Raw genomic sequence first — 21,668 nt, forward strand, 5'->3', positions numbered from 1 at the left:
ACGGAACGATTACATTTTTCCCGTTCGGTCAAAAAGCACTCGTCAAAAGGCGTTGGGCAGATGCCGGGGCCAGCGCCAGGGCGTGACGGCGACGATGTCGTAACGCACCGACAGGCGGTGGAAATCGGGCTGGCGCGCGAGCCAGAGATCGCTTGCCGCTCTGATGCGCCTTTGAGAAAAATCGGACACGGCGAAGACTGCGCCATCGAACGTCGTCCTCGCCTTCACCTCGACGATGGCGACGAGATCGCCCCTCCGCGCGATGATGTCGATCTCGCCGAGCCGGGTGCGGTACCGCATTGCGACGATGCGATAACCTTTGAACATAAGGCAGAGCGCAGCTCGGTATTCGGCAAGAAGTCCGCGTTTCAGCGCCCGGATCTTGCGGGCGTCCGGTGGCTTAGCCTTCATCACGTCCCTTGAGGCTCAACAGCCGATCGTAGAGTTCCTTGCGCGGCAGACCTGTGCGGCGGGCGGCTTCCGTCGCGGCCTTGCCCATCGGCATGTCATGGGCGAGTTCCCTCAAAATGGCCTCGAGATCGGCCTCTTGCCGAACCGGCCTGGCCTCGGGCGGTCCGATCAACAACACGATCTCGCCCTTCACGCCGGCAGCTGCGTCATAGAAGGCTTTGAGCTCGCCGAGCGTGCCGCGGCGGAACTCCTCGAAGGCCTTCGTCAGCTCTCGGCAGACCGCCGCCCTCCTCTCCGTGCCGAGCACCTCGGCAGCCGCGGCGACGGCCGCGGCGATGCGGTGCGGCGACTCGAAGAAGATCAGCGTCGCCGGCACGGCTGCCAGTTCCGCGAGACGGTCTCGCCGGGCTTTCTGCTTCGTCGGGAGGAAGCCGGCAAAGAGAAAGGCGTCGCTCGGAAGGCCGGAGCCGACGAGCGCGGCAAGCGGCGCCGACGGCCCTGGGATGGGAATGACGCGGTGCCCCGCTTCGATTGCAAGCTGAGCGAGGCGGTAGCCTGGGTCGGAGACGAGCGGCGTGCCCGCGTCGGAGACGAGCGCCACCGACTTGCCCTCGGCAAGCTCGCCCAGGAGACGCGGCCCTGCCTCGGCGGCGTTATGCTCGTGATAGGCGAGCGGCCGATTGACGATGCCGTAGCGGTCGAGCAGGACCCTGGTCACACGCGTGTCCTCGCAGGCGAGCACATCCGCGGCGGCGATCGTTTCCAGGGCACGAAGCGTGATGTCGGCAAGGTTGCCGATCGGCGTTGCGACGAGATAGAGCGCCGGCTCCAGGGGGCGCGCCGGAATGCTTGCATTCAGCAGGCGAAAGCCGCGCTGCCGTTCCTTTTCCGCCGCCCCGCTCGATTGCTGCTTTTCCACTGCCCGATTCCCGATCATGCCCGGCCGGATCATAATCCCGATCGCCGGTTTCCGCCCTTTATGAGTGAGCAGAAGGCGCAGGGCAAGCGTACGGCGACCGCGGCCACAGGCTTGGGGAAACTGCCCGCGAAACCCCTTGCTTTCGCAGTTCCTTTTCTGCCATTTTGCCCGTCCATATCTTTCCGGCCGTTCGGCCGGGGACGCAGTTGACGCTGCGGCGGGCGCCTTGTCCGCCCGGCATAGGTTGAAAGCGGTAGCATCCCATGCGCATTACTCTCGAGCGATCAAACCTGCTGAAATCGCTGAACCACGTCCATCGCGTGGTCGAACGGCGAAACACGATCCCGATCCTCTCGAACGTGCTGTTGCGCTCGGATGGTGCGAGTCTCGAAATGAAGGCGACCGACCTCGACCTCGAAATCACCGAGGCAACGCCGGCACAGGTGGAACAGGCGGGCGCCACGACCGTTCCGGCCCACCTCCTCTACGACATCGTCCGCAAGCTGCCCGACGGATCGGAAGTGCTGCTGGCGACCAATGCGGAGGGAACGGCGATGACGGTCGCCTCCGGCCGCTCCAAGTTTTCGCTGCAATGCCTGCCGCAATCGGACTTTCCCGACCTGACGGCCGGCAGCTTCTCGCATTCGTTCCGCGTCAAGGCGACGGATCTCAAGATGCTGATCGACCGGACGCAGTTCGCGATCTCTACCGAGGAGACGCGTTATTATCTGAACGGCATCTTCATGCATACGGTGGAAAACAAGGGCGAACTCAAGCTGCGCGCCGTCGCCACCGACGGCCACCGCCTCGCCCGCGCCGACATCGAGGCGCCGGCGGGCTCCGAGGGCATGCCCGGCGTCATCGTTCCGCGCAAGACCGTCAGCGAATTGCAGAAGCTGCTCGACAATCCTGACGTCGTGGTCACGGTCGAGGTCTCGGACGCGAAGATCCGCCTGACGATCGGCTCGATCATCATGACGTCGAAGCTGATCGACGGAACCTTCCCCGACTATCAGCGCGTCATTCCTGCAAACAACGACAAGGAACTGCGCGTCGACTGCCAATCTTTCGCGCAGGCTGTCGATCGCGTCTCGACGATCTCCTCCGAGCGCGGACGCGCCGTGAAGCTCGCCTTGAACGAAGGGCAGATGACGCTGACCGTCAATAACCCGGATTCCGGCAGCGCGACCGAGGAACTGCCGGTCGGCTACGAGAGCGACCCGCTTGAGATCGGCTTCAACGCCAAGTACTTGCTCGACATCACCGCCCAACTCACCGGAAGCGAAGCGGTTTTCATGCTGGCGGATCCAGGCTCGCCAACGCTGGTGCGCGATCTTGCCGCCGATGACGCGCTTTATGTTTTGATGCCGATGCGAGTTTGAGAAACGAAACTTTCCGACGAAACCCGCCCTGCTCTCGCAAGGCGGGTTTTTTCATGTTCGCCTCCGCCCGCCACATTGCGGTGCCGAGCGTCATTTCAGACGTGCAAAGGTCGCGAGTAGCACTTTGTATCCCCATGTCTTTCTCCTTAATAGAAAGGATCTGGGGAAACATGCAGGAGGCGCAGACAGACTTGTTTTCGCCGCATATAGGAGCACATTATGAAAAAGGACGAACTCAAGCTCGGCGAACCGGAGAGCATGAGGAGAGCTGACAGCGAGGAGGTCGAGGGGGTTCTATGAATTTGCGCTTGAAGGTTAAGGAAAAGTTCGGCCAGAAGTTCGACGAGGAAATCCGCTTCTTCAAGGGCTGGATGAGCAATAGCCGCGCCGTCGGCGCGATCCTGCCGACATCCTCATTCACGGCACGGCGCATGGCGAGCGTCGTCAATCCGCGTTCCGGTCTGCCGGTACTCGAGCTCGGGCCAGGGACGGGTGTCATCACCAAGGCGATCCTGGAGCGCGGCGTGGCGCCCGAGAAGTTGATATCAGTGGAATATTCGACAGACTTCTTCAATCAGTTGAAGGAGCATTTCCCGGACGTGCAATTCATCAACGGCGACGCCTTCGACCTCGCCCGCACGCTGGGGGCGTTCAAGGACCAGCAGTTCGACAGCGTCATCTCCGCCGTGCCTTTGCTGAACTTCCCGATGCACCGCCGCGTCGCACTGATCGAGGATCTGCTCGCGCGCATCCCGGTGGGCCGGCCGGTCGTGCAGATCTCCTATGGCCCGCTCTCTCCGGTTGTCGCCATGCCGGATCGGTACCGCATCCAGCATTTCGACTTCGTCGTGCGGAACCTTCCGCCGGCCCAGCTCTGGGTCTACAGCCGGACGCATTAATCTCCGCGCGGGGGCGCTGTCGTGTTCGGCATCTATCTCACGCATCCGCAGGTCCGGATCGACCCCCGTGTGCCGGTGCCGCAATGGGGCCTTTCCGATCTCGGATGGGAGCGCACGCGCATGGCAGCCGAACAGCCTTGGGTCCGGCTTCTCGGTCGCATCATTTCATCTCCTGAGAAGAAGGCGATCGAGACGGCGATCATCCTGGCAGAAGCCGCCGGCGTCCCCTTGGAGAAGGATGAGGAGATGGCGGAGAACGACCGCTCCGCGACAGGTTTTCTGCCGCCGGAGGAATTCGAGAGGGCGGCCGACTGGTTCTTCGCCCATCCAGCGGCGAGCTTCAGAGGCTGGGAACGGGCAATTGACGCGCAGGCGCGCATCTCGAGGGCCGTATTCTACATCCTCGATCGCCACGATCCGGCTGTCCCGATCGCCTTTGTCGGCCACGGGGGCGTCGGCACCCTGCTCAAGTGCCGGATGACAGGCACTGCCATTGCCCGCAGCGCCGACCAACTGCCCGGCGGAGGCAATCTCTTTGCGTTCCGTCTTGCGGATCGCGCCGTCACGTGCGACTGGACGCCGATGGAGTTCTGGCAGGGGTAGTCTCGACATGAGCTTGAACGTGCGTGAACGGCTGATCGTCGGCCTCGACCTCCCGACAGTAGCCGAGGCGGAGAAGACCGTCTCGACCCTCGGCGACGAGGTCATCTTCTACAAGATCGGCTATCAGCTCGTCTTCGCCGGCGGGCTCGAATTCGCCCGCGACCTCGCCGCGAGCGGCAAGAAGGTCTTCCTCGACATGAAGCTGCTCGACATCGACAACACGGTTGCCAGGGGCGTCGAGAATATCGTCAAGATGGGCATGTCGATGCTGACGCTCCACGCCTATCCGAAAGCGATGAGGGCGGCGGTCGAAGCCGCCAAGGGCTCCGACCTCTGCCTGCTCGGCGTGACCGTGCTCACCTCGATGGACGAGCAGGATGTGATCGACGCCGGATATCTATACGACCCCCCCACCCTGGTGCTGCGCCGCGCCGAGCAGGCGCGTGCCACCGGAATGGGCGGCATCGTCTGCTCGGCGGAAGAGGCTAGAGCCGTGCGCGGGATCATAGGCCGGGACATGGCCGTGGTGACGCCGGGAATCCGCCCTGCCGGTGCGGAGAAAGGCGACCAGAAGCGGGTGATGACGCCGGCAGACGCGATCAGGGCTGGATCGAGCCATCTCGTCGTCGGCCGACCGATCGTCAAGGCAGAAGACCCGCTTGCTGCAAGCCGCTCGATCCTTGCCGAAATGGAAGGCGCCCTTTCGGCCTGATCATAGCGGCAGGACCAACGACTTCGCGTCGCCAGTGCGCCGCTTGACCTCGCCCGAGATTTGCCGAAAGTAACGACCTCGGCTGCAGTAGCGCAGCAAGACGAGGAGCTCATATGGCCAAAGGCTATTGGATTGCTCGGGTCGATGTAAGAGACCCCGAACGTTACCAAGACTATGTGGCGGCCGCCAAGCCCGCCTTCGAGAAATATGGCGCAAGCTTCCTTGCCCGCGGCGGGCAGTTCCAGCGCCTGGAGGGCGCCGTGCGCGCCCGCAACGTTGTGATCGAGTTCCCCTCCCTCCAGGCCGCCATCGACTGCTACAATTCGCCCGAATATCAGATTGCCGCGGCGATCCGCCAAGAGGTCGCCGACGCCGAGATGGTGGTCGTGGAGGGGGTCTGAAGGTTCCAAGAAGTTGGCGCGGGATGCGGGCGGAAAACCACGCACACTTTTCCTGATCCCGCGCCTGCGCCGCGGTGCAAAAGGGCTTGCAGGTGTGTGCGGATTGGCCTTCACCTCGCCCGCCGCTTGCGATATGTAGCAGGCAATTCTTCTAATGATCTCAGGAGTGCGCAGCCCATGACATTGTCCAACCTTCCGCCGCTGGTGACGATATTCGGCGGATCCGGATTCGTCGGCCGTCATGTGGTACGCGCGCTCGCCAAACGCGGTTATCGCATTCGCGTTGCCGTTCGCCGGCCGGATCTAGCCGGCCACCTCCAGCCGCTCGGCAATGTCGGCCAGATTTCCTTCATCCAGGCAAATCTGCGCTACCGCAAGTCGATTGATCGCGCGGTAGAGGGTGCCGATCACGTCATCAATTGCGTCGGCGTCCTCTATGAGAGCGGCCGCAACACCTTCGATGCCGTCCAGGAGTTCGGTGCTCGGGCCATTGCCGAAGCCGCCCGGGCGGCCGGCGCGACGCTTACCCATATCTCGGCGATCGGAGCGGACCCTAACTCCGCATCCGCCTATGCGCGCACTAAGGGGCGGGCAGAGCGTGCGATCCTCGAAACCGTTCCCGAGGCGATCATCCTGCGCCCGTCGATCATCTTCGGTCCCGAGGACGGTTTCTTCAACAAGTTCGCCGACATGGCGCGCTTCTCCCCCATGCTGCCGCTGATCGGAGGCGGCCGCACCCGTTTCCAGCCGGTCTATGTCACCGACGTCGCTGAGGCCGTTGCCCGCGCCGTTGAAGGCGAGCTTCAAGGCGGAACAATCTACGAGCTCGGCGGACCTCAAGTGCTGTCCTTCCGCGAATGTCTCGAGCTCATGCTGAAGACGATCGACCGCAAGCGTTCCTTCGTGGCGATTCCCTTCGGCATCGCATCGCTTCTTGGACGTGTCGCCTCGCTGGTGCCGTTCATCGCGCCGCCGATCACAGCCGATCAGGTGATGTTGCTGAAATCCGACAATGTCGTCTCCGAAAAGGCCGAAAGCGAAGGACGGACGCTGACCGGCATTGGCATCGCGCCGACGATGCTCGAGGCTATCCTGCCTACCTATCTGGTACGCTATCGCCCGCAGGGGCAGTATACGCGCAGCGGCCGCTCCGCCTGATCGCGCCTCTCCACGACAGAAAACAATCGGAGCCGCCAGCACTTGCCGGCGGCCTTTCTGTTGCACCGAGGCAACAGAGTTGCAATTCTGCCGCAGTCGCAAGCGCGTGCGTCGTTTACCGCAAATTCAGCATGTCCTGATATTGATCATGACATCTCCGGCGAATAAACAGCGCCCAACACGGCGCAGCAAACGCAATTGGCGCCGACAAGAATACTCGAAAGGCATAACACCCCATGGGCAAGTCGATCGCGATCTTTTTTGCGTCCGCGGCACTGGTCATCCTGGCTGGCTCGCTCATGGCACCGAGCACGGTCGCCAGCAGCAGCAGGGGCTGCGCACCCGCCTACGGCGTCGATCCGTGCACGACGGCATCCGTCGGAGTCTTCGGCAAATAGGCCGGCATCGCCTCCTTCGCTCATGAGGCGGCGGGAGCGGTAACGCGCAGAGATTTCAGTTTATTGGCGGGGGCCAGGGGCCGCATGCGTTTCGCAAGAAACGCATGCGGCTTTATGCTTTCGTGTCCGGACTTCCATATCTCGGCCCTCGTCCGGCCTGCCCGCCGGAAGGCCCTATCCGACCAGCCACAGGCCGATCAGCCCGGCGATGCCGACGAGGATGCGCCAAATGGCGAAGGGCGTGAATCCGCGGTGCGAAACGAAATCGAGCAGCGAGCGCACGACGAAGATCCCGGCGACGAAAGCGGCGACGAAGCCGACGGCGATCAGGCCGATATCGTCGAAGGAGAGCGCATCGCGGTTCTTGTAGAGATCGATGGTGAAGGCGCCGACCATGGTCGGCATGGCAAGGAAGAAGGAGAATTCGGCCGCCGAGCGCTTGTCCGTTCCCATGAGCAGGGCCCCGGCGATCGTCGCTCCGGAACGCGAAGTGCCCGGGACCATCGCCAGGCACTGGAAAAGGCCGATTTTCAGCGCCAGCGACGGTGGATACTGGAAGACGTCGGTATATCGCGGCCTCAAGGGCAGCCGGTCGATGACAAAGAGGACGAGGCCGCCGACGATCAGCACCACGCAGATCAGCATCGGCGTCTCGAACAGCACCGACTTGATGAAGCCATGCGCAGCCGCACCGATGAGGGCCGCCGGCAGAAAGGCGACGAGAACGGAGAAGACGAAACGGCGCGCGGCCAGACTCGTAGGCAAGGCGAAGGCGATCGACAGAAGTTTCTGGAAATAGACGAGCAGGATCGCGAGGATTGCACCGAGCTGGATAAGAACAGCGAAGGTATTCCCAGGGGATTTGAAGCCGAGGAAATGCCCGGCAAGGAGAACATGCGCGGTCGAAGAGACGGGAATGAACTCGGTGAGCCCTTCGATGAGCCCGAGAACGAGCGCGCTGATGATCGATTGATCCGCCATATATAAGAATTTCCTGATATAGTGTGCTCTGGAAAGAGAATAGCGATTCTCTTGTGTTTGCCACCTGAACTACCTATAGCTCGTTACAACGAGCCGTGGCCAGATGCATATGCCGCGATGCTGACATTCCCAAGACAGCTCACCCAAAACAGCTCAAAAACATCGATGCCGACACTTTATCATCACCCCATGTCTTCCAGCTCGCGGTTCGTACGCCTTATTCTCTCCGAATATGGCTATCAGACGGAACTCTGCGAAGAGCAGCCCTGGGAGAACCGGCGGGACTTCCTGGCGCTGAACCCCGCCGGCACCCTGCCGGTCTATGTCGACGACAGCATGCGCGCGCTTTGTGGCGCGACGATCATCTCGGAATATCTGGACGAGACCAGCGGCATCATGAAGCGCGACCGCCGACTGCTGGCGGAAGATCCGTTCCAGCGGGCCGAGATTCGCCGGCTCACCGAATGGTTCATGGAGAAGATGGAAGCCGACGTGACCCGCCCGCTGGTGCGCGAGCGCATCTTCAAGCTGCAGATGACCCCGGACCAGGGCGGCGGCGCACCAGATTCGAAAATTCTCAGGACTTCGCGCAACAACATCCGCCAGCACATGAAATATCTCTCCTGGCTTGCCGGATCCCGTCCCTGGCTTGCCGGCGACCGCATCTCCTATGCCGATCTTGCGGCGGCCGCGGCGATTTCGGTGCTCGACTATCTCGGCGAAATAGAATGGTCCGAATCGCCGGCCGCCAAGGAATGGTATCAGCGGCTGAAGTCGCGCCCCTCGTTCCGCCCTCTGCTTGCCGAGCGGGTGCGCGGCATCACCCCCGTCTCCCATTATGCGGACCTCGACTTTTAAGGACATGAACATGCCTGGGAACGCTGCAAAGGCGGAGAACCAGGACAGGAAACGACGGACGCTCACCGCCTTCCTGAAGGAGGAAGCCGCGGCCAAAGGCTTCGATCTCTGTCGCATCACCCGTCCGGATGCGATACCGCACGCGCCCGCGCGCCTGAACGCCTTCCTCTCCGCAGGCTGCCACGGCACAATGGACTGGCTTGCCGAAACGGCAGAGCGGCGCTCCGATCCGCGCGTCCTCTGGGGAGAGGTCCGGTCGATCGCCCTGTTCGCCATGAATTACGGCCCGGACGAGGATCCGCGCGATATTCTCGGCAAGCGCAACCGAGGCGCCATCTCGGTCTATGCCCAGAACCGCGATTATCACGACGTCGTCAAGGGGCGACTGAAGGAGATCGCGACACGCTTTGCCGCCCGCGCCGGCGGGGACGTCAAGGTTTTCGTGGACACCGCGCCGGTGATGGAGAAGCCGCTTGCGGAAAAGGCCGGCCTCGGATGGCAGGGCAAGCACACCAATCTCGTCAGCCGAGAGTTCGGATCCTGGCTCTTCCTCGGCAGTTTGTTCACAACCGCCGATCTCGATTTCGATGCACCCGAAGACGACCATTGCGGCTCTTGCCGGGCCTGCCTCGACGCCTGCCCGACCGGCGCGTTCCCCGCGCCCTACCAGATCGATGCGCGACGCTGCATTTCCTATTTGACGATCGAACACAAGGGGCGGATTCAGCCGGAGCTGCGGCCGCTGATCGGCAACCGCATCTATGGCTGCGATGATTGCCTCTCCGCCTGTCCGTGGAACAAGTTCGCCCGCTCTGCGTCGGAGATGAAACTCAAGGCCCGCGAGGATCTCAAGGAACCGGAACTTGCCTTCCTGCTGACACTCGACGATGCCGCCTTCCGCAGCTTCTTTTCCGGCTCGCCGGTGAAGCGCATCGGCCGTGACCGCTTCATCAGAAATGTCTTGATCGCCGCCGGCAACTCCGGCGAAGAAGGCCTGATCGCCGCTTGCAAGGCATTGGCGAGAGATACTTCGGCGACCGTCAGGGGAATGGCCGTCTGGGCGCTTTCGCGACTGGTCGGACCCGAGGAACTCGCCGCCTTCGCCGGCGAATGCGAGCCGGAGACGGATGAAGAGGTTGTTCTGGAATGGGAAATGGCGGGAGTGAGTCGATGAATGTCCTGGTCCTTGGCGCCGGTTATTCCGGTACGGCAATCGCGAAGGCGCTGGCGCCCTCCGCACAGTCGGTCACCGGCACGACACGCTCGCCGGAAAGACTGGCGGCCCTCTCGGCCGCGGGCATCACTCCGATTCTGTTCGACGGAAACGCAATTTCGGCCGAACTTGCCGAAGCGATGCAGAAGACGACGCATCTCATCCAGTCGATCGCCCCTGGCCAGGAAGGCGATCCGATGTTCCGTGCCAACCGGCCGCCGCTCGACGCGTTGCTGCCGAAGCTGCACTGGGTTGGCTATCTCTCCACCGTCGGCGTCTATGGCGACCATGGCGGCGCCTGGGTCGCGGAGGATGCGCCGATCAGGCCCGTCTCGCAGCGCTCGAAGGAGCGCGTCGAAGCGGAAACTGCATGGCTGGACTTTGGTGCCCGGCAAGGCATTCCCGTCGCCGTGCTGAGACTCGCTGGCATTTACGGGCCGGGCCGCAACGCCTTCCGCAACCTCGCCGCGGGAACGGCGCATCGCATCATCAAGCCGGACCAGGTCTTCAACCGCATCCGCGTCGAAGACATCGGCGCCGCGACGGCTTTTCTTGCCGCGCGAGGCTTCAGCGGCATCTACAATATCACCGACGACGAACCGGCGCCGCCGCAGGATGTGGTTGCGGAGGCCGCCCGGCTGATGGGTGTGGAGCCGCCGCAGGAAGTCCCATTCGAAACGGCCGAGCTTTCCCCGATGGCCCGGTCCTTCTATGGCGAAAACAAACGCGTTTCGAACGCCCGGCTGCGAGAGGCGGGCTTCGAACTTGCCTTCCCCAACTATCGCGCATCGCTTGCACAGCTGTGGGCTTCCGGCACTTGGCCCGGCTAGTCAATATGCTTAGACACACACTGCAGCAGTATAACCTTCCATAGCAGTGGTGCCGCGTCAGATCATTCGAAAGTATTGGCTTCCGCAGCTTATGCTTGACTGCCGTAAGCTGTCCATTTTTTGCCTATACTTCGCCACCATCCACAACCATCGCGATAGTTTGCGAAACACAACCTTCATGGACCGCAGAATCTCATAGCGATCGAAAATTTAAATTGCCTCTCTTCATGAAGAGGGCAGCTGGCTCTCAGCGAAGGCGGCTGGAAACGTTTAGCCCTTGATTCTAAAGAAGTTCCTCGAATGATTTAAATTATTTCAAGCAATCGTTAGTTTTAGATTTTCGCAAATCTGCAATAGATCCTAATCGGAAGTTAACGGTTGAAGCACTTTTTTGCCATTTTTTGCCCCGATTAGCACGACCTGTAAGGGAACAATTCCAACATTCAATCCGAGGGGGACGTCGCTTGAAGCCAGCGAAGATGAAGGCTGCGGCCGCTGCAGCGTTATTCACCGTCGGGATAGCATTGGTCTCGGCATCCGATACTCAGGCGGCAGCAGCCAGATGCGGCGGCGCCTCCTGGTATGCCCTCACCTCGAAAACGGCCTCCGGCGAAAGGATGAACGCCTCGCGCCTGACCGCCGCGCATCGCAGCCTGAAATTCGGCACCAAGGTTCAGGTCACCAACAAGCGCAATGGCAAGTCGGTCGTCGTCAGGATCAATGATCGCGGACCCTTCATTCGCGGCCGCGTGCTCGATCTTTCCAAGGCCGCGGCGTCGCAGATCGGCATGGTCCGTTCCGGCACCGCCAGCGTCTGTTATCAGGTCATCAACTCCTGACCGGTGCGCGGCAGCCATATTCTACCGCTGCCGTCTTGCTCTTCGATGCCTTCGCCGCTACCACGGCGAAAAAGGAGTTGATCGAAGATGCGATTGGGCGGCCGGCTCTCGGGAGCCATTGACGTTCTTGACGACATAGAGAGGCGCAAGCGCCCCGTCGCCGACGCACTCAAAGACTGGGGCCTCTCCCATCGCTTCGCCGGCTCCGGCGACCGCGCCGCTATCGGCAACATCGTCTATGACGCGCTGCGGATGAAACTCTCCCATGCCTATCTGATGGACAGCGACAGCGCCGTCGCGCTTGCTCACGCGGTGATGTACCGGCAGTGGGGCTTTAGCCCGGAAGGCCTTGCGGCCGAACTTGCCGACGACAAGTTCGCCCCGGAGACGCCGTCGTCGAAGATGGTGAAAGCCTTCAGCGAGCGCCGGATCGAAAACGCGCCGCTCAACGTGCAGGGCGATATTCCCGAGTGGACCCAACCGTCGTTCGAAGAGAATTTCTCCGACGCTTGGCTCGAAGAGGCCCAGGCGCTCGCAGGCCGTCCGACCCTCGACCTGCGCGTCAACACGCTGAAGGCGACCCGCGCGAAAGTGTTGAAGGCGTTGGAACGCAGCGGCGCCGAACCGGCGGCGATCGCCCGCCAGGGCATCCGCATCCCTGCCGGCGAGGGCGCTTCGCGCCTGCCTAACGTAACCGCCGAGGTTTCCTTCCAGAAAGGCTGGTTCGAGGTCCAGGACGAAGGCTCGCAGATCGTCGCCGACCTCGTTTTTCCGCAGGAGGGCGAGCAGGTGCTCGACTATTGCGCCGGCGGCGGCGGCAAGACGCTCGCCATGTCGGCCGCAATGAACAACAAGGGCCAGGTCCATGCGTATGATACCGACCGCAAGCGGCTGGCGCCGATCATTGAACGGCTGAAACGTGCGGGCACCCGCAATGTGCAGGTGCATGAAGCTGCCGACTCGCTTGCACCGCTTTCATCACGCTGCGACCGCGTGCTCGTCGATGCTCCCTGCACCGGCACCGGAACCTGGCGCCGCCGGCCGGACACGAAGTGGCGGCTGACGCAGAAGAATCTCGAGGAGAGGCTCGCACAGCAGGAAGAGGCACTTGCCAGCGCCGCGCAGTTCGTCCGTCCCGGGGGACACCTGATCTATGTAACCTGTTCGGTTCTGCCGGAGGAAAACGAAGCACAGGTCTACGGCTTCTGCGAGGACAACCCTGAATTCGAGATCCTGTCGGCCGCCGATACTTGGGCTGCACTATTCGGTACCGGCAAGCCGCAACCCTGGTCCGCCGACATGAAGACGGTGACGCTGACGCCGGCCTCGACCGGGACCGACGGCTTCTTCTTCTGCGTGATGGGGCGGAAGGGCTGATCGCGCTCCTATCGCATCTCTTCTTTAATGCACCTCCATTTGCGGACGAGGACTGCAATTCAAAGTGCTAAAGCGACGTTCGCGCGTCTGACGAGACGCGGCGCTGTCGGGTCGCGAGCTCCAGCGACCACCAGTCAAAGTCGAAAATAGATAGACTTCTAAACTATACACTTTGACACAAGTTTGCTTTTGGTCCATGACAGCCGAGCTTTACCGGGCGTGCACGGCCGCCTTGAGACAAGCGAAGGAGAGGGTCATGACCAAGAAATTCATCCGCACCGCCGCGTTGGCGCTCCTGGCGGCCACGTCCGCGCTGGCCCTGCAGCCGGTCAAGGCCGCGACCGACGCCGCTGCGGTCGTCAAGCATTATGCCGCCATTGCACATGCCAAATACGAGGACGCGCTGACGACGGCCGAGGCACTCGACAAGGCCGTCGACGCGCTGATCGCAAATCCGAGCGAGGAGACGCTGAAGGCCGCGCGCGAGGCCTGGCTGAAGGCGCGCAATCCCTATCAGGAGACGGAAGTCTATCGTTTCGGCAACGCGATCGTCGACGAGTGGGAAGGCAAGGTCAATGCGTGGCCGCTCGACGAGGGCCTGATCGACTATGTCGACGCGAGCTACGGCACCGAGAGCGACGAGAACGCGCTCTTCGTCTCGAACGTGATCGCCAACAAGACGATCAAGATCGACGGCAAGGACGTCGATGCGGCCAACATCACGCCGGAACTCCTGTCCGAGACGCTGCAGGAGGCCGGCGGTATCGAAGCAAATGTCGCGACCGGCTATCATGCCATCGAATTCCTGCTCTGGGGACAGGACCTGAACGGCACCGGTCCCGGCGCCGGCAACAGGGCCCCTACCGACTTCGACACCCAGGCATGCACGAATGGCAATTGCGACCGCCGCGCCGCCTATCTGAAGGCAGCCACGAGCCTGCTCGTCTCCGACCTCAAGGACATGGTCGCCAACTGGGCGCCGGAGGGCGACGCCACCAAGGCGGTCGAAGCCGACCCGAAGGCGGGGCTTGCCGCAATCCTCACCGGCATGGGCTCGCTCTCCTATGGGGAACTCGCCGGCGAACGCATGAAGCTCGGCCTGCTGCTGCACGATCCGGAAGAGGAGCACGATTGCTTTTCCGACAACACCCACAACTCGCATCTGCATGACGCGATCGGCATCCAGTCGGCCTATACCGGTGAATACACCCGGATCGACGGCACGAGGCTGGCCGGGCCGGCCCTCTCCGAACTGGTCGCCGCCCAGGATGCCGCGCTCGACAAGGAGATGAAGGGCAAGCTCGCTGCCACGGTCGAGAAGATGCAGGCGATGGCGAAACGTGCCGAGACGGTCGAGGCCTATGACCAGATGATCGGCGAAGGTAATGCGGAGGGCAATGCCACCGTGCAGGCGGCCATCGACGGGCTGATCGCCCAGGCCAAGACGGTCGAGCGCGTGATTGCCGCGCTCGATCTCGGCCAGATCGAGCTTGAAGGTTCCGACAGTCTGGATAATCCTAACGCGGTCTTCCAATAATCGAAAAGGCGGGCCGTTTCCGGCAGGTGGCGGCCCGGCCTGTCCAATGAATGTCCTGACGATCCGCTTTCACGCGCTTCCCATCGCGCTCCTCGCCGCAGCGGCAGCGGCGACGCCCGGTGGTGTCCGGGCGGAACCCCATCGGGTCGTGGCGACGAAAGCCGACACCCCCCTCTGCCCTGCCCAAGCCAGAGGGGGATGTCGTCCGCAACGCGACGATCTGTCCGAGCATGAGCTCGAGCGCGTGCTCGAGGTGACGCGGCCGACGACGGACTTCTCGAAAGCCGAGCAGTTCGAGGCGATGTCCGGGGGCGCGACGACGACGATCGCTCCGTTAGACGAGAAGGTATTCTCGCAATTCTCAGCGAACCTTCCATTCGAGGCCGAGGAGAATTTCAAGCTCGGCAAGGCACTGTTCGAGAAGCTCTGGGTCTCCTCCCCCTCCTCTACGCAAGCCTCCGATGGGCTCGGGCCGCTCTACAACGCTCGCGCCTGCGAGAGCTGCCACCCGCGCGACGGCCGCGGCCGTCCGCCCGAAGCCGCAGCGGATGCGACGTCGATGTTCTATCGACTTGCCCGTCCGGCGAGGGATGAGGCTGAGCGGCAGATGATCACGGCTCACAGGGTCACCAATTTTCCTGATCCGGTCTACGGTGCCCAATTGCAGGACAGTGCGGTACCTGGGCTAGCCGCCGAGGGCCGCATCACCATCACCTATACGGAAAAGCCGGTGACGCTTGCCGGCGGCGAGACGGTGTCGCTTCGCAAACCACACTATGCGGTCGCCGATCTCGGCTATGGTGCAATGGACGCGGCGACGACATTGTCGCCACGGGTCGCACCACCGGTGATCGGACTCGGCCTGATCGAGGCGATCCATGAGGCCGATATTCTGGCCAGCGCCGATCCGGAAGACATGGACGGCGACGGTGTCAGCGGCAGGGCGGCGCTCGTGCGTGACCGGCAGTCCGGCGCCACGATGCTGGGCCGCTTCGGCTGGAAAGCACAGAACCCGACCATTCGCCAGCAGACCGCCGACGCCTTTGCCACCGACATGGGCCTGTCCACGCCCGATGTCGACCGCAATCATGGGGATTGCACCGCGGCGCAGACCGCCTGTCTCGAACTCCCAACCGGCGCGCAGGCGCGGCTCGGGGCCGTCGAGGCTCCCGATCCCGTGCTCGGGCTCGTCACCTTCTATTCCTCCAATCTCGCCGTGCCCGCCCGCCGCGAGGCGAGCTTTGCCGAGACCTTGAAGGGCAAGCGGCTATTCTACGAGGCGGGGTGCCCGGCCTGTCACACACCGAAATTCGTGACCCGGCGCGACGCTCCACATAAGGAGGTGGCTTTCCAGTTGATCTGGCCCTACTCCGATTTCCTGCTGCACGACATGGGCGAGGGCCTCGCCGACGGCCAGGAAGTCGGTCTCGCCAGCGGACGCGAATGGCGCACCCCGCCGCTCTGGGGAATCGGCCTGACGAGGACCGTCAGCGGCCACACATTCCTGCTTCACGACGGGCGTGCGCGCAATTTCACAGAGGCCATCCTCTGGCATGGCGGCGAAGCGGAAAAGGCGCGAAAGGCCTTCGCCGCCATGGCGAAGGATGACCGCAAAGCCCTCTTGACCTTTCTGGAGTCGCTCTGATGCGCCTTGGCCTTTTCCTGCCAATTTCTCTCCTGTGCATCACGATCGCTGCCGGTCCTGCGGCGGCACAGGAAGGCGGCGCCCCAATGCTGTCCGCTCTCGACAAGACGGCGCTTCCGGGCGTAATGGCGAAAGCGGTGGACGGCTTCATCATTCCCGGCTATCGCAACCTCTCGCGGGCGACCGCCAGCCTTGCCGCCACGAGCGCGGCGCTTTGCGCAGAGCCCTCCGAAGCCGCATTGCAAGCCAGTCGGTCGGCCTTCGCGGAGGTCGTCCAGACATGGTCACAGATCGAAATCATCCGGCTCGGGCCTGCGCTCGAACAGAACCGCTTCGAGCGCTTTCTCTTCTACCCGGACCGAAAAAGCACCGGCTTGAAGCAGGTCCAGGCCATTCTCGCCAAGAGCGACGAGAGCGCAACCGACGTCGAGCGCCTCAGGGCAAAGAGCGTCGCGGTCCAGGGCCTCGGTGCGCTCGAATATGTCCTTCACGGCAAGGGAGCGGATGGGCTTGCCGGCAAGGGCGCCGGCTTCCGTTGCCGCTACGGGCACGCCATCGCCGGGAACCTGGAGGCGATTGCCGGCGAGTTGCGCGCCGCATGGGAAAAGCCGGACGGCATCCAAGCCGCGTGGAAGGCGCCGGGCCCCGACAATCCGCTCTTCCGCGATAACAAGGAGGCCGCAACCGAACTGCTTGGCGTTCTCATCCATAGCGTCGAAATGGTGAAGGACCAGCGGCTGCGCACCTTTTATGCCGGAACGATCTCCGGCAAACCGGGCAAGGATAATCCTAAGCTGGCGATCTATTGGCGCTCCAATCAGACGATGCCGTCCATTTCAGCGAATTTTCGGGGCCTGCAGACATTCTTCGAGACTTCCGGCATGCAGCAACTGCTGCCTGCGGACAGCCGCTCGATCGCCGCCTCCGTGAAGTTCCTCCTGAAAACACTGACGAGCGCAGCCGACCGGATTGACGGTCCGATCGACGCGGCGCTTGGCGACGACGAGCGACGCGCGGTTCTCGGCTTTATCGCCCTCAACACCGCCGATCTGCTCGACCGGCTCAATCGAGATTTTGGTGGCGCGATCGGCCTTGGTGCCGGCTTTTCCTTTGCCGATGGCGACTGACACGAGAAGGGGAGAACGACCGCTGCTCTCACCGGTTGACAAGAGTCGCGTTTGGGCGCAAATCGCATGTCGCGCCTGCTGCCGCGGGCACAGTTCACCACAAGGATCAACAGAAATGAACCCCGACAGTCGAAGTCGAGTCTTCACGCTCACGGCCGTCCGGACCTGATTGATCAGGGCTCCAGCCGGTCGGACGACTCGACGACATGGAGCCTGATATGCTGCGCATCTATAAAAGCCAGAACAGCCACCTCGTGCTTGCCGATCACGCCGCCGGCCCCACTGCGGACGAGGCGGTGGCATGGTTCGACCTCCTCAATCCCTCCGCAGACGAGACGCGGTTCGTCGAGGGCCATCTCGGCATCGAGATCCCGACGCGCGACGAGATGCAGGAGATCGAATTGTCCGACCGCCTCTATCAGGAGGATGGCGCCGAGTTCATGACCATTACGGCAACGGCGAAGCTCGACAGCGACCATCCGGCCAAGGTGCCGGTCACCTTCATCCTGAAGGGAACGACGCTCGTCACGGTGCGTCACGCCGAGCCGAAGCCGTTCCAGCTCTATGCAAACCGCATACAGAAGCCGAACGGCGCAGCCTGCGAGACGGGTGAACTGGTCATGCTCGGCCTGCTCGAGGCCATGATCGATCGTATTGCCGACGCACTCGAGCGCGCCGGCAACGAGGTCGACGCGATCTCGCACGAGGTGTTTCGCAAGACCCACGCCAGCGCCACCAAGAAGACACGCAACCTGCAATCGCTGATTGAGCAGATCGGCCAGAAGGGCGACCTTCTGACGACCATCCGCGAAAGCCTGGTCAGCATCGGCAGGCTTTTGGCCTATCACGTCGCCGTCGAGGGAAGCAGCCCGCGCAAGGCGGCGAAGGAGAGCCGGCAGCGCATCAAGCTGATCCAGCGCGACGCGACTTCACTCGGCGATCACGCGCTGTTCCTGTCGAACAAGATCAACTTCCTGCTCGACGCAACGCTTGGGCTCATCAACCTCGAGCAGAACCAGATCATCAAGATCTTTTCGGTGGCGGCCGTCGTCTTCCTGCCGCCGACGCTGGTCGCCTCGATCTATGGCATGAACTTCGAAGCTATGCCGGAACTCGCCTGGCACTTCGGCTATCCCTACGCACTCGGCATGATGGCGCTTTCCGCGCTGTTGCCCTATCTCTTTTTCAAGCGGCGGGGGTGGTTGTGACGAAAGCAAAGGCCCTGCCTACCCCTACCCACAAGGGGAGGGGCTCGGTGCCCGCTGCGATCGCCCATCTTTGCCGGCCGGTCTTGCGCAAGGCTAATGCGTGACGGCGGGTGCGCCAAGCGGGCCCCTCCCCCCTGTGGGGCCCTTATTGGGAGGGATTGATCACGGGCCACACTTTGCCGCTATGCACGGGAAATCGGATGAAAAACCTCATCGACCGACGTAGCTTCGTTAAAATGGCGGGTGCCGCGTGGGTGGCGGCGCTTGGTCCTCGAGCCGCCTTCGCACTCGAAAGTGCAGACGCCGTCTTCGCCTCCGCTTTCATGTCCCCCGACGGCAGCTATGGTGTGGCGACGCTTACGGAAGCGGGCGAGATCGTCGACCGGACGCCGCTGCCGGCACGGGCGCACGGCATTGCCTCCTCGCCGGCGACCCGGCGTGCTGTCGCGTTCGCGCGCCGGCCCGGTACTTACGCAGTGATACTTGCGACCGACGGAAGCACGGAACCGATCGTGATTTCCGCCGCCGAAGGCCGTCACTTCTTCGGCCATGGTTGCTTTTCCGCTGACGGCAGGCTGCTCTACGCCACCGAGAACGATTTTTCCGCCAATCGCGGCATGGTCGGCGTCTATGACGGCACGCAAGGTTTTGCCAGGGTGGGTGAATTCCCAACCTACGGCATCGGACCACACGACATGACGCTCTCTGCGGATGGTCGCACGCTCGTCATTGCCAATGGCGGCATCGAAACCCACCCGGACTTCGGCCGCACCAAGCTCAATCTCGACCATATGGAACCGAGCCTTGCGCTTGTCGATCCGGCCGCGGGCGCACTCATCGAGAAGCATGTGCTGCCTCCGGAACTGAAGCAGCTTTCGACTCGCCATCTCGACATCGGCGCCGATGCCCGCATCTGGTTCGCCTGCCAGTACGAGGGCCCGCGCAACGACCTGCCGCCGCTCGTCGGCCATTTTGCGAAAGGCGAGTCGCTGAGCTTCGTCGACCTGCCGGAGCGCATCACAACGGCGCTTGTCAATTATGTGGGCGCCATCTCCGTCAACCGCCGGCAGGGGCTGATTTGTGTTACGTCACCCAAGGGTCATGTCGCCGTCACACTCGACGCAAAAACCGGCGCTGTCGTAAGCGAGGAGCGCATACCGGACGCCGCGGGCGTGGCGGCTGCCGCCAATGGGTTTGCGGTTTCCTCCTATGACGGGCTCTTCAGAGGGCACAGGAGTGCCGTCGCATGGGACCAGCACATCGTTCGGCTCGACTAGGGGTAAAGCGCCCATCGGAGAGAGATTGCAGCGGTCTTATGCCGCCCGCCCGCCAACGCCGGACAGCGCCGCGAGGTCGTCCCAGCGATAGGCGACTTGAACCAGGCGTTCGCCGCCAACGCCAACGCGTCCTTCGCCGATAGCCCGAGCACCCATGCGTTCATAGAACGCCCGGTTGGGGTTTTCCGCAAGGACCCAGGCAAAAAGCGACGAAGCCCCCGTTTGGTGGCAATGGGCCGCGACCGTGCGCACGAGCGCCGAGCCGATGCCGGCGCTGTGGTACTGCGGCAGAATATACAGTTCATAGAGCTCCCGGTCGAAAGCAAGCGGCATGCCCCGCGCCCGCCCATGATTGGCGAAACCGATCACCCGACCTTCCGAAAGGTCGGCGGCCACGATGAGGAAGCTCCCCGGAACGCGCATCCGCCGCGCATGCCCGATGGCCTGGTCTTCGACCGTCATCGCATCGAGATAGGCATCCGAAATGATGCCGCGAAAGGTTGCGCGCCAGGTCGTGACCAGGACCGTGGCGATCGCCATGAGGTCGTCGGGGTCGGCCGGCCTAATCTCGATACGTCTGAAATTCTTCATGCGTAAGATATATGGACGCGCCCCGTCCCGCAAAAGGCTGCAAGGGGCGGAATCCTACGGCAAGCTTGGGCCGGACGATTGCGCTTGTCCTGCGGGAAAACGCGTGCAACTGTCGGCCGATCTCACGGGGCATATTTGCGGGGGCACTTGCAATTGAACGAAGACAGTGAGCCGTATGATTTCCGCGCCCGCGTCCGGGAGAGCTTCGGTCGCCAGGCGGCCATGCGCACGATCGGCGCGGAATTGACAAGGGTCGAGCAGGGGACGGTCGAGATCGAACTGCCCTTCGACGACAAGCTGACGCAGCAGCACGGACTTATCCATGCAGGCATCATCGCCGCCGCCCTCGATGCCGCCGGCACCTATGCGGCTTACTCGGTGATCGACCCCAATGCATCGCTGCTGACGATCGAGTTCAAAGTCAACCTGCTCTCGCCGGGCCGCGCCGAACGCTTCCTGTTCCGCGGCGAAGTGACGAAGCCGGGCACGACCATCATCGTCTCGGACGGGCGCGCCTATGCGGTGAGATCCGACGGGCCAGCGAAGCTGATCGCCTCCATGACCGGAACGATGATGGTGGTGCGCGGGCGCGAGGGGATCAAGGGATGAGCTTCGAGCTGAAGACTGTCGCGGGCAGGAAGATCCTCTATGTGATGGCCGTCGATCCCGAATACGGCCCGTGCCTGCGCGCCCGCATCAGGCCACTGATGACCGGCGTCGGCCCGGTCGAGGCCGCCGTCACGCTGACGAAAGCGCTTGGCGATCTTCGCGCGTCGGATCGCCTGCCTGATCTCATCGTCTCGCTCGGCTCGGCGGGGTCGGCGACCCTCGAACAGACGGAAATCTACCAGGCGAGCTCGGTCGCCTACCGCGACATGGATGCCTCCGCGCTCGGTTTCGAAAAGGGTGCAACGCCTTTCCTCGACCTCCCCGCCGTTGTGCCGCTGCCGCTAACGATTCCGGCGGTCAAGAAGGCGCGGCTTTCCACCGGCGCCAACATCGTTTCGGGCGAGGCCTATGGTGAGATCGATGCGGACATGGTCGAGATGGAGACCTATGCGATCCTGCGCGCCTGCCAGGCTTTCGGCGTACCGATGATCGGGCTGCGCGGCATATCGGACGGCAAGGCGGAGCTTAAGCACGTCAACGACTGGACCGAATACCTGCACGTCATCGACGAAAAGCTCGCAGCCACCATAGATCGACTTGAAACGGCACTGGAAGCCGGCGAAATCCGGCTCTGAGGGTCGGTGCCACATTGTCGGGATGCAATGTAATCGTTGCGCCGGCGGCAGGCTTTCA

At 62.8% G+C, this 21,668-nt stretch carries 22 protein-coding genes; 18 read left to right on the plus strand and 4 right to left on the minus strand.

Translation table 11 applies throughout. The features are described 5' to 3' along the window. Nucleotides 1–42 precede the first annotated feature (42 nt). The gene (locus J2Z31_RS11805; protein ID WP_209602066.1) at nt 43–411 is read right to left on the minus strand and encodes a YraN family protein; all 369 of its coding nucleotides are present in this window, start codon (nt 409–411) and stop codon (nt 43–45) included. Next, complete coding sequence (rsmI, locus tag J2Z31_RS11810) at nt 401–1,348, minus strand: 16S rRNA (cytidine(1402)-2'-O)-methyltransferase (RefSeq protein WP_209602067.1); 948 nt, start codon at nt 1,346–1,348, stop codon at nt 401–403. Before rsmI ends, J2Z31_RS11805 begins: the two co-directional genes overlap by 11 nt. A gap of 245 nt (nt 1,349–1,593) precedes the next feature. Between rsmI and dnaN the strand changes: the two genes are divergently transcribed. From dnaN to J2Z31_RS11840, 6 genes are all read left to right on the plus strand, one after another. Continuing rightward, nucleotides 1,594–2,712, plus strand: a complete 1,119-nt coding sequence (dnaN, locus tag J2Z31_RS11815; RefSeq protein WP_209602068.1) for a DNA polymerase III subunit beta — start codon at nt 1,594–1,596, stop codon at nt 2,710–2,712. A gap of 296 nt (nt 2,713–3,008) precedes the next feature. Continuing rightward, nucleotides 3,009–3,611: a phospholipid N-methyltransferase PmtA gene (pmtA, locus tag J2Z31_RS11820; RefSeq protein ID WP_209602069.1), complete on the plus strand. Its 603-nt coding sequence runs from the start codon at nt 3,009–3,011 to the stop codon at nt 3,609–3,611. Between the two features lie 21 nt (nt 3,612–3,632). Next, a complete protein-coding gene (locus tag J2Z31_RS11825) occupies nt 3,633–4,214 on the plus strand; it encodes a histidine phosphatase family protein (RefSeq protein ID WP_209602070.1) in 582 nt (193 codons plus the stop codon). 7 nt (nt 4,215–4,221) lie between these two features. Further along, nucleotides 4,222–4,926 carry an orotidine-5'-phosphate decarboxylase gene (gene pyrF, locus J2Z31_RS11830; protein ID WP_209602071.1) on the plus strand — a complete coding sequence of 235 codons (705 nt, stop codon included), beginning with the start codon at nt 4,222–4,224 and terminating at the stop codon, nt 4,924–4,926. Between the two features lie 113 nt (nt 4,927–5,039). Beyond that, nucleotides 5,040–5,327 (plus strand): DUF1330 domain-containing protein, encoded by a 288-nt coding sequence (locus J2Z31_RS11835; protein ID WP_209602072.1) that lies wholly within the window; start codon nt 5,040–5,042, stop codon nt 5,325–5,327. A 177-nt stretch (nt 5,328–5,504) separates the two neighbouring features. Further along, the gene (locus J2Z31_RS11840) at nt 5,505–6,485 is read left to right on the plus strand and encodes a complex I NDUFA9 subunit family protein (protein ID WP_209602073.1); all 981 of its coding nucleotides are present in this window, start codon (nt 5,505–5,507) and stop codon (nt 6,483–6,485) included. Nucleotides 6,486–7,057: 572 nt separating this feature from the next. On the opposite strand, the gene J2Z31_RS11845 is transcribed toward J2Z31_RS11840, so the two are convergent. After that, nucleotides 7,058–7,864 carry an undecaprenyl-diphosphate phosphatase gene (locus J2Z31_RS11845; protein ID WP_209602074.1) on the minus strand — a complete coding sequence of 269 codons (807 nt, stop codon included), beginning with the start codon at nt 7,862–7,864 and terminating at the stop codon, nt 7,058–7,060. Nucleotides 7,865–8,029: 165 nt separating this feature from the next. On the opposite strand from J2Z31_RS11845, the gene J2Z31_RS11850 reads away from it, so the two are divergent. From J2Z31_RS11850 to J2Z31_RS11895, 10 genes are all read left to right on the plus strand, one after another. Further along, the gene (locus tag J2Z31_RS11850; protein WP_209602075.1) at nt 8,030–8,722 is read left to right on the plus strand and encodes a glutathione S-transferase family protein; all 693 of its coding nucleotides are present in this window, start codon (nt 8,030–8,032) and stop codon (nt 8,720–8,722) included. Between the two features lie 10 nt (nt 8,723–8,732). Then, nucleotides 8,733–9,896: a tRNA epoxyqueuosine(34) reductase QueG gene (queG, locus tag J2Z31_RS11855; RefSeq protein WP_209602076.1), complete on the plus strand. Its 1,164-nt coding sequence runs from the start codon at nt 8,733–8,735 to the stop codon at nt 9,894–9,896. Then, nucleotides 9,893–10,765, plus strand: coding sequence for an SDR family oxidoreductase (locus tag J2Z31_RS11860; protein WP_209602077.1), 873 nt, complete (start codon nt 9,893–9,895; stop codon nt 10,763–10,765). Before queG ends, J2Z31_RS11860 begins: the two co-directional genes overlap by 4 nt. 464 nt (nt 10,766–11,229) lie before the next feature. Next, nucleotides 11,230–11,604: a septal ring lytic transglycosylase RlpA family protein gene (locus tag J2Z31_RS11865; RefSeq protein WP_209602078.1), complete on the plus strand. Its 375-nt coding sequence runs from the start codon at nt 11,230–11,232 to the stop codon at nt 11,602–11,604. An 87-nt stretch (nt 11,605–11,691) separates the two neighbouring features. After that, nucleotides 11,692–12,981, plus strand: a complete 1,290-nt coding sequence (locus J2Z31_RS11870; protein WP_209602079.1) for an RsmB/NOP family class I SAM-dependent RNA methyltransferase — start codon at nt 11,692–11,694, stop codon at nt 12,979–12,981. Nucleotides 12,982–13,237: 256 nt separating this feature from the next. Continuing rightward, on the plus strand, nt 13,238–14,518 hold the full coding sequence (locus J2Z31_RS11875) for an imelysin family protein (RefSeq protein ID WP_209602080.1): 1,281 nt from the start codon (nt 13,238–13,240) through the stop codon (nt 14,516–14,518). Nucleotides 14,519–14,564: 46 nt separating this feature from the next. Next, complete coding sequence (locus J2Z31_RS11880; protein ID WP_209602081.1) at nt 14,565–16,163, plus strand: di-heme oxidoreductase family protein; 1,599 nt, start codon at nt 14,565–14,567, stop codon at nt 16,161–16,163. Continuing rightward, the gene (locus J2Z31_RS11885; RefSeq protein WP_209602082.1) at nt 16,163–17,290 is read left to right on the plus strand and encodes an imelysin family protein; all 1,128 of its coding nucleotides are present in this window, start codon (nt 16,163–16,165) and stop codon (nt 17,288–17,290) included. Before J2Z31_RS11880 ends, J2Z31_RS11885 begins: the two co-directional genes overlap by 1 nt. Nucleotides 17,291–17,508: 218 nt before the next feature. Next, nucleotides 17,509–18,498, plus strand: coding sequence for a magnesium/cobalt transporter CorA (gene corA, locus J2Z31_RS11890; protein WP_209602083.1), 990 nt, complete (start codon nt 17,509–17,511; stop codon nt 18,496–18,498). 200 nt (nt 18,499–18,698) lie between these two features. Continuing rightward, nucleotides 18,699–19,775, plus strand: a complete 1,077-nt coding sequence (locus J2Z31_RS11895) for a DUF1513 domain-containing protein (protein WP_209602084.1) — start codon at nt 18,699–18,701, stop codon at nt 19,773–19,775. Between the two features lie 36 nt (nt 19,776–19,811). Here J2Z31_RS11895 and J2Z31_RS11900 read toward each other — a convergent pair whose 3' ends face one another. Beyond that, nucleotides 19,812–20,366 carry a GNAT family N-acetyltransferase gene (locus tag J2Z31_RS11900; protein WP_209602085.1) on the minus strand — a complete coding sequence of 185 codons (555 nt, stop codon included), beginning with the start codon at nt 20,364–20,366 and terminating at the stop codon, nt 19,812–19,814. 222 nt (nt 20,367–20,588) lie between these two features. Here J2Z31_RS11900 and J2Z31_RS11905 point away from each other — a divergent pair, with 222 nt between their 5' ends. Both J2Z31_RS11905 and J2Z31_RS11910 read left to right on the plus strand, forming a co-directional pair. Beyond that, the gene (locus J2Z31_RS11905; protein ID WP_234939421.1) at nt 20,589–20,975 is read left to right on the plus strand and encodes a PaaI family thioesterase; all 387 of its coding nucleotides are present in this window, start codon (nt 20,589–20,591) and stop codon (nt 20,973–20,975) included. Beyond that, nucleotides 20,972–21,610, plus strand: a complete 639-nt coding sequence (locus tag J2Z31_RS11910) for a 5'-methylthioadenosine/S-adenosylhomocysteine nucleosidase (RefSeq protein ID WP_209602087.1) — start codon at nt 20,972–20,974, stop codon at nt 21,608–21,610. Before J2Z31_RS11905 ends, J2Z31_RS11910 begins: the two co-directional genes overlap by 4 nt. Nucleotides 21,611–21,668 lie beyond the last annotated feature (58 nt).

The sequence above is a fragment of the Sinorhizobium kostiense genome, assembly GCF_017874595.1.
GTDB classification, from domain to species: domain Bacteria; phylum Pseudomonadota; class Alphaproteobacteria; order Rhizobiales; family Rhizobiaceae; genus Sinorhizobium; species Sinorhizobium kostiense.